Source organism: Chryseolinea lacunae (assembly GCF_016735595.1).
In the GTDB taxonomy this organism is placed as follows: Bacteria; Bacteroidota; Bacteroidia; order Cytophagales; family Cyclobacteriaceae; genus Chryseolinea; species Chryseolinea lacunae.
In genome coordinates this window covers 1-7,639 of record NZ_JAERRB010000024.1, presented here as the reverse complement: position 1 = coordinate 7,639, position 7,639 = coordinate 1, and the positions used below count along the sequence as shown (strand labels likewise).

At 41.2% G+C, this 7,639-nt stretch carries 7 protein-coding genes and 1 pseudogene; 6 read left to right on the top strand and 2 right to left on the bottom strand.

The annotated features are described in order from the left end of the window. Positions 1–33: 33 nt before the first annotated feature. Both JI741_RS32320 and istA read right to left on the bottom strand, forming a co-directional pair. Positions 34–564, bottom strand: coding sequence for a Mu transposase domain-containing protein (locus JI741_RS32320; RefSeq protein ID WP_202016725.1), 531 nt, complete (start codon positions 562–564; stop codon positions 34–36). Positions 565–572: 8 nt separating this feature from the next. Beyond that, positions 573–1,556: an IS21 family transposase gene (gene istA, locus JI741_RS32315; RefSeq protein ID WP_202016724.1), complete on the bottom strand. Its 984-nt coding sequence runs from the start codon at positions 1,554–1,556 to the stop codon at positions 573–575. 220 nt (positions 1,557–1,776) lie between these two features. Between istA and JI741_RS33255 the strand changes: the two are divergent. From JI741_RS33255 to JI741_RS32290, 6 genes and pseudogenes are all read left to right on the top strand, one after another. Then, a pseudogene (locus JI741_RS33255) lies at positions 1,777–1,932 on the top strand (hypothetical protein); the annotation flags it as partial. A gap of 71 nt (positions 1,933–2,003) precedes the next feature. Next, positions 2,004–2,162 carry a hypothetical protein gene (locus JI741_RS32310; RefSeq protein WP_202016723.1) on the top strand — a complete coding sequence of 53 codons (159 nt, stop codon included), beginning with the start codon at positions 2,004–2,006 and terminating at the stop codon, positions 2,160–2,162. Positions 2,163–2,275: 113 nt separating this feature from the next. Beyond that, positions 2,276–3,187 carry a phosphoribosyltransferase-like protein gene (locus JI741_RS32305; RefSeq protein WP_202016721.1) on the top strand — a complete coding sequence of 304 codons (912 nt, stop codon included), beginning with the start codon at positions 2,276–2,278 and terminating at the stop codon, positions 3,185–3,187. Next, positions 3,187–5,175, top strand: a complete 1,989-nt coding sequence (locus JI741_RS32300) for an ORC-CDC6 family AAA ATPase (RefSeq protein WP_202016720.1) — start codon at positions 3,187–3,189, stop codon at positions 5,173–5,175. The genes JI741_RS32305 and JI741_RS32300 overlap by 1 nt, the downstream gene beginning before the upstream one ends. A gap of 1 nt (position 5,176) precedes the next feature. Further along, entirely contained in the window at positions 5,177–6,076 is a 900-nt protein-coding gene (locus JI741_RS32295) for a hypothetical protein (protein WP_202016719.1), read from the top strand. Positions 6,077–6,081: 5 nt separating this feature from the next. Continuing rightward, a complete protein-coding gene (locus JI741_RS32290) occupies positions 6,082–7,245 on the top strand; it encodes an N-6 DNA methylase (RefSeq protein ID WP_202016718.1) in 1,164 nt (387 codons plus the stop codon). Positions 7,246–7,639 lie beyond the last annotated feature (394 nt).

Sequence of the window (7,639 nt, the reverse complement as noted above, 5' to 3'; positions counted from 1 at the left end):
ATTCATAGTTACTGTGATTAAGATTTAACATTATTACTGATAGTAGTTTTTGCCTCGGATGTTCTCGTGTTCTGGCATGGGGAGTTGTCGGTCTTCTTCCAGATCAGACAGATCCAGTCCGCGGTTAAGAATATCTTCAATCGCTCTGAAGTGATACAACCCATAGGCATGGGCACGTTGACAGGCTTTGATCAATCGCTGGTGACCAACACGCTTGCCAAAGGACAATATCCCCTGACAGGATTTGTAAGCTTGTTCAGGGTGTGGCTTCTTGTTGAGAACTTGAGCGATGTACTCTACTTCTTTGCCGATACTGCGGGCCTGCGAGAGGAAGTAATCGGGGTTCCACTCAGCCAATACCTGGTGTTGGGTAGCCATGTGAGCGGGATCTGTCGTATAGTTGTGAGCACTACGCACGCGTTCATGTTCAGCTATACGTTCATATTTATAAAAGATCTCAACCTTGGATTTGCTGTAAAGCACCCGCACTTTTTTGCTGATATAGCCATACGGTACACTATAGTAATGTTTATCGATACTTAAGCATACATGTCCGTTCTTCATCACGGTGGCTACTGATGAGGACCTACGTTCAAAACGTTTTTCTGGTAAGGCTGCAACGCAGCGCGCTCCATCTCATCGAACTGTTCCTGGCGTGAGTAACTGCGTCCTTTAAAAGCAGTTCGATTATGAACTTCCAGCAATGCTCTGATCCGTGCGTTGAGTTCTTCCAGCGAAGTAGAGAGCTTTTCCGGCAGGGAAGCAAAAATGCGTATGTAGGTGATTTTTACTGCTCCCTCTACCAATGCTTTGTCTTTGGGCTTATAGGCACGAGCCGGAAGAACAGCCATGCCGTAATAATCAGCAAAAGCTTCAAAGTTTTCGTTGAGCTTAGGTTCGTAACGATTACTTCTGATTACTGCAGACTTGAGATTATCCGGAACAATTGCATTAGGCGCGCCGCCAAAATAGCGTACTGCATTTTCGCAGCAACCGATAAAATCCTCTACACGCTGGCTCTCTACAGCTTCTACATAGGTGAGTTGACTAGCTCCAAGAATAGCGACAAAGACCTCCATTGTTTTCACTTCACCACTATCAGCATCGACTACCTGCAACTTCTCGCCCGTATAATCAACAAACATCTTGTCTCCAGGCTTGTGCGCCATGTGCATGCTGGGATGTACACGTTTTTTCCAGAGGTTGTATTGATGATAAAAGGAAGTTCTGCTAAAGCCCTCAGGATATTGAGCGTGATATTCGTTCCACAAGCGTAGCAGGGTAACGCCACGCTGACGCAATCGCTTTTCCTGCTGCTTTAGAAAATCATGAAGAGGTAGAAGGCGATCATCTACGATCGCCTCTGGCTCTTTACAGAATAGTTCATCGAGCTCCTTGTCTGGCAGTTGGTTAATCTGTTCCCAAGTGGTTTTAAGCCCGGAAAATACACGGATATACTTTTTAACAGTATTACGCGATATGCTGGTCGTTGCGCTGATCTGAAGCTTGCTCTGTCCCTGACAATACAGTTTAATTACCTTTCTGAGTTTACTCATATGGATCGGGTTATTGGCCATGTGTAGATTGATTTACGTCAGGCACAAGTAGCCCATTCAATCAACCTTTGGTCAACCGATCTCGATACTTTTTTAACTCAATTTTTGGTGGTCAATTTGACGCGGAAATTGGTGGTCACTTTACCGCGAAATCAGGTGGTCACTTTGATCCGGAAATTGGTGGTCAGCTTACTCGGAATCTCCATCTACCTTAACAGACTTCTTTGAAGTTCACCCAGACGCCACGGTATACATACAGGGAAGTACGAGGCAACGGTTGGCAATTTACAGAGGCCTGGTGCAACGGCATTGGAAGCACATCGGAGCCTGTTTATGTGGTAAAAGGCTTAATTCGAGGCAAAATCGAGGTTTTTGAGCCGGGAATGGATTTCGAATATCTTTTAATTACAAGAAGGAAATCGTAAATTGAACCATCAAACGAAGACAATGAGAACAGTGGTAAAAGATAAGAAGGGATTGAAATCGGAGAACCTTGGGGAGCTTCAGAATTTCATTGGGAAGTTGAAGAAAGGGGCAGTAGTGCCGTTTAAGGAGAAGACCGAAAAAGCTTTGCAAAATCTTAAAAAGGCTGACCTTATCAAGTAGGGTATCGTTTACGTTTGTGTCGGCACATAGAAATTGTATCTTTGTTTCGAGCCCATTTTTCCTTCGTTAGCGCTGGAAAAGTGGGTTTTTGCTGTAAACCCCGTGACCTGCCTATGTCGAATGTTTTTACTGTGCCTCTTCATGGCCAGATTTACTATGATTCAATTAGAGAACGTTGCAATAATCTCATTGACCTGAACATTTGGGACGGGATCGAAAAGAATCAACTGCGTAAGTGGCTAAATAATTTTTCAACTGACGAAGAGCGTTACTTTGCAGCATGCGTCCTAGATTGCCTAATCTTTCGATCAGAGCAGCAAACGGAATCATTGTTTTTTCAGCTCTTTTATAAGGAAATTCCAAACCTTGTCCGAAGGAAAAAGCTTCCTGTTGATACCAATCTTATTGCAAGATTAAAACAAGTAACTGACCCCAAGGTGAGGTTGGTCTCTGTTATGCGGCAGGAAGATTCACCAATTAAGAGCGCATCGATTGTAGCAAGAATCTTAAAGCGGGCTCATCAGTTAAATCAAAATTATATAATCAAACCAATCGACATTAAAACTGCCTTTGATTCCGGTGTTCGTGAATTCATTTTTGTTGATGATTTTTTGGGTACAGGCGATCAATTCAATGGAGTCCTACATCAAGTTCGCCAAGAATTTAGTTATGAAGCCCTGCTGACGCAATGCTGTGTGATATATGCACCTTTAGTCGCACACTATAAAGGTGTGAAAGAAATTCAGGATTACTGTCCCTATATTCATATCATTCAGGCTGAGCTCTTAGATGATTCCAATTCACTATTTAATCAATGTTTCGATGATGGGAACAATGGCGTAACCACTGCGCGCGCGTTTTACCTTGACATGCTAAGAAAGAAGGGCTTCAATTTAGATGACGACCGTGAGTTTGGTTATGGAAACCTGGAATTGACCTTCGCCTTCAACCATGCAATACCCGACAATTCCTTAGGTATCTTGCATTTTTCTGAGAATAACTGGAACCCCTTAATTAATCGATAATGTCTAATTATAAAGATGGACCGCTGGCAAAAAACAGAGCCGAAGAATTGGGCTACGATCTTTGGGAAAAGTTTGTGATCCCACCCTTCTTTGACCAATTGGATTTGATTAAGGCAAAAAAGCCCCGAGTTATAATAGGAGGTCGAGGTTGTGGCAAGACTATGCTCTTGCGGTACCTTTCCCATCAGACTATGTTCTCACAATCTAGGAAGGAGTTAAGCGCAGAGGACTTTCTTCATGTGGGCCTTTATTGGAGGGTAGATACTCAGTTTGTGAGTATGATGTCCAAAAGGAACAAGGAAGAAGAAGAGTGGCGTCCTGCGTTTGAGCACATGACCTCCTTGCTGATTGGGTTAGAAATACTTAAAAGCCTTGAGACGATATCAAGTTCAAGTTTCGATAGTATCAACTATGACAAAATTCGGCTGATCAATTTTTCACAACTCAAAAACTTTGATTCGGAACTGCCCGCAGATTTCGATACTCTTAAAAATGTTCTGTTGAATAAATTATGGCAATTTGAATCATGGTTGAATAATATCAACCGGCTTGAGTCGCCAATTTTCTTGTCGAAGCGCTTCCTAGAAGCGTTGATAAAAATCATTACTGAGCAAGTCGCAGTGCTTAAGAACTCAGTATTCTCTGTCTATTTAGATGAATACGAAAACTTGTTGCCATATCAACAGCGCATCATTAATACATGGTTAAAACATAGCGAAGCTCCACTTGTTTTCAATCTCGCGATGAAGAGAAACGCTTTTAAGGAAAGAAGGACCATCGGCAATGAGGCGTTATCTGACATACACGATTATAGGCTTTTTGACTTGGAAATTTTCTATGAAGAAGAACAGAGCTTTGACGTTTTTGCGGCAGAAATTTTGATCATCCGACTGTTAGAATATGGACTTAAAAATAGCCCAGTGCTGGCGAGTGATTTAAGGGACGTTTCCAAATTACAGAGTCGCAAAACTGATGCTTATAAGAAGACTGTTTTAAGTTTTGCAAATAGGGTATTCCCATCGGTTCCACCAAAGCAGGTGGCGGCCGAAATGATAAACGATAAAGTCCTCTCTGATCGTGTCATTAAGCAAATTGAAAGCGCACTCCAGAAAAAGAATTCGTTGTCAATATTTGATCAATTCGTCAAAGATACACCACCAGAGGCGTTGGTAGTGTTACCCGCCTTGCTTAATAGGGAAAAAGCGAGGCCAGAGGATATTCTCGTGCAGTTGAATAAGTTAAAGGCGGGAGAGGATAATAAGTTTTCCGGAGACACCGGATGGATTCATAACAATCTATTTGGTTGTATCCTCTATATGTATGAACCATTGAATAGAATTTGCCCATTATACTCTGGCTTTAAGACATTTTGCAAGATGTCACATGGTAACATTCGGCACTTAATTGAGCTTTGCCACAAATCAATTAGCAGGGCCGATATTTCTCTCGATGATTTCTTTTCCGGCCAATCCATTACCATTCGTGAACAAGCTGATGCCGCTCTTCAAGCGAGTACAGCTTTTTTAGGCGAAATTAAAACCTTTGGAAAACACGGTAATCAGTTACATGCATTCGTAATGCGGATCGGAACAATATTTCATCAAGCTCACAAACGCCCTGCGCAAAGCGAGCCCGAGCAAAATCATTTTTCAATTTCAAAAGGATCTAAGCAGTTGACAGATGAGCAAGAGAATTTTCTCGAAGAAGCAACAAAATGGTCTGTTCTATTTGAGACAAAGTCGACTAAGCAGAAGTCTGACTTGCATTTAGAGGATTCAGAATATGTTTTGAATCCTATCTATGCACCGTATTTTCATATAAGCTACAGGAAGAAACGCAAACTCGATTTTCGAACTGACGAATTCGCCACACTTACCCAAGGCAGTTTGCAGGAATTCGAAAGTTTACTCAAGCGTTATATCAAAGAATGGAATGTGGATGTGAAGGAATCGCCAATGACACTATTCTCTGGGCTTAAACTCTTTTAGTATGACAATACAGATGGAACACGATGATAGCCCTGTGTTTTCACGCAATCAATGGGACCTAGCTTTTGTTGGCGATCATTTAGATGATCGCGGTACCGAAGCCGCTAAGTATGTGAACTCTGTGGCGAAGAGCGTCATGAAAATTGTATACTCCGCCAATGAATTTGAATTCATAATCGATGGTAATACTGTTTCTATTGATGACTTACCAAAGCATTTGTCACAATACATAAATGGCTCTATTCTACTTGAGGCTACCACTATGGGGTTCGTAGAAATTTTGACAGTATTAAATGCTTTGAAGATTGCTGGGAGTACATCATTTTCAATTTTATACCTTGAACCCGGGGGTTATAAACGCAAGAGTAAAAGTCTAGTAATGCATAGAAGGGAGTTCGATCTCTCTGGCGAGGTTCTTGGATACAAGGCGATACCGGGATTTTCAAAAATACTCAGTGATGAGATAGATCAACAGGTCGTATTCTTTGTCGGGTTCGAGTCATCAAGACTAGATAGGGCTATGGAGGATTATCAAATGATCAATCCAAAGCAGTGCGTGGTGGTTTTTGGCGTCCCTGCATTCAAGTCAGGTTGGGAGATCGATTCCTTCGCAAATAATATTGGTACAATGAATGATCGGAAGATTTCCGGTGGAATACATTATTGTGGAGCTAATAATCCACTAAGCGCGTATGTTGCTTTAGAGGAGATTAAAAGTGGTATCCAAAAAAACGAAAGCATGTTTGTTGCTCCAATCGGCACAAAGCCTACATCGATTGGAACTGCACTGTTCGCAATTAATAATCCAAATATCGGAGTCCTATATGATCACCCAACGAAGGATAGAGGCAGAACGAAAGAAATTTTGTCATGGAATTTGTACAACATAGAAATCAACTAAAGTAGATGAACTCTCTTTCACAATTTTATACAGAAGACATATTTTCAAAATTGCTGGTGGATTATCTCGAGGTTGCCGCACCTTCAACAGTTTTGGATTTAGGTGTCGGCCAAGGATCTCTGATAAGGGCTGCATACGACCGCTGGGGTACAACAACAGACTTTGTGGGTGTTGATATAGATAAGAGCAATGTAAAAAGCATCACTCAAAACTATCCATTTATAAAGGTCCATCACGCAAATGGCTTAAAGATGGATATCGAAAAATCGTTGTATTTACCCAAAAAAACTGTAGATATTGCTGTTTGTAATCCGCCTTACCAATTCATTAAAGATAAAGATGCCTACGCTCAATTATTATTTGAGACTGGATTGTACGACTGTTTAAATCTTAAGAAAATAACGTCTGATATTATTTTCCTTGCACAGAATATGAAGTTGCTAAGGGAGGGCGGAGAATTAGGAATAATTTTACCGGATTCAATAATGACTGGAAAAGACTTCTTAGCTTTTCGCGCAAGTATTCTTAGTGCATATAGAATCAATGCGCTTATCGAGCTCCCTTCGGGTATTTTTTCTAAAACAGAGGCAAAGACTCACATTTTGTATTTGCGAAAAAATGGATCCGAGAATCCAAATATTCCTATGCTGATCTCAGGTATCGATGGCAAGTGTTCAAACCAAATCGAAGTGGATCTTGGGAGTTTGGAAGACCGTATGGATTATTCATTTCACAAATATAATTTGTCAGTTCCGAGAGGTCGTGCATCAATTAGAGAATACAATATATCGGTGTTTCGAGGAAACTTGACTCATAAGGACCTCCAGAATAAAAAGGATAGTTTTTTGCATTCGACAACTTTTAAGAACGGAGACATCTTAAGTTTTAAGACAACGAGAAAATATAATAAGTACGTTATGGCCGAGCCAGGTGACGTAATTATAGTACGAGTTGGCCGTGGGTGTGTTGGGAAGGCAGCTTTTATAAATGAGGGGCGCGTTCCTGTATCAGATTGTATATATGTACTCAAAGGTGATTCTGTTATTAATAAAAGAGTGTTCCACTTTCTTGTTTCTGAAGAAGGTAAGGCATGGGTTCGAGCAAACTCGCATGGCGTATGTTCAAAAGTCTTAAGTAAGAGCGACATTGAGAATATCCCGGTGATTTAGAATAAATCGTCCCCACCTGTGACCCAACTGTGTATCTTTTCTTTTTGAGGTAGTACACCTTTACCTCCGTAATTCAAAAACGGAGGTTCTATGTTCAAATCAATTTCGTGGCAGGAGTACCTGTTTGTAATCGGAAGCGTAGCGGCTGGTTATTATGTTGTCGCTATTGCGATTCTTTATTCGAAAGACATTCTCTTCAAGTTAAAGGGGGCACCTGTCTCTAAGGCTAAATCTCACGAGCCTACAGCCATTTCGAAGGATAAGTTCATGGTGTAAGCTCCCCTGAAGTTCGGCCATTTGAAAGTTGAATACAAATGTTCAATTTTAAATGGTTAAGACGATGAAAAAATCAAAGTTCACAGAGACACAGATAGCGAAGGCGATCAATGAGCAC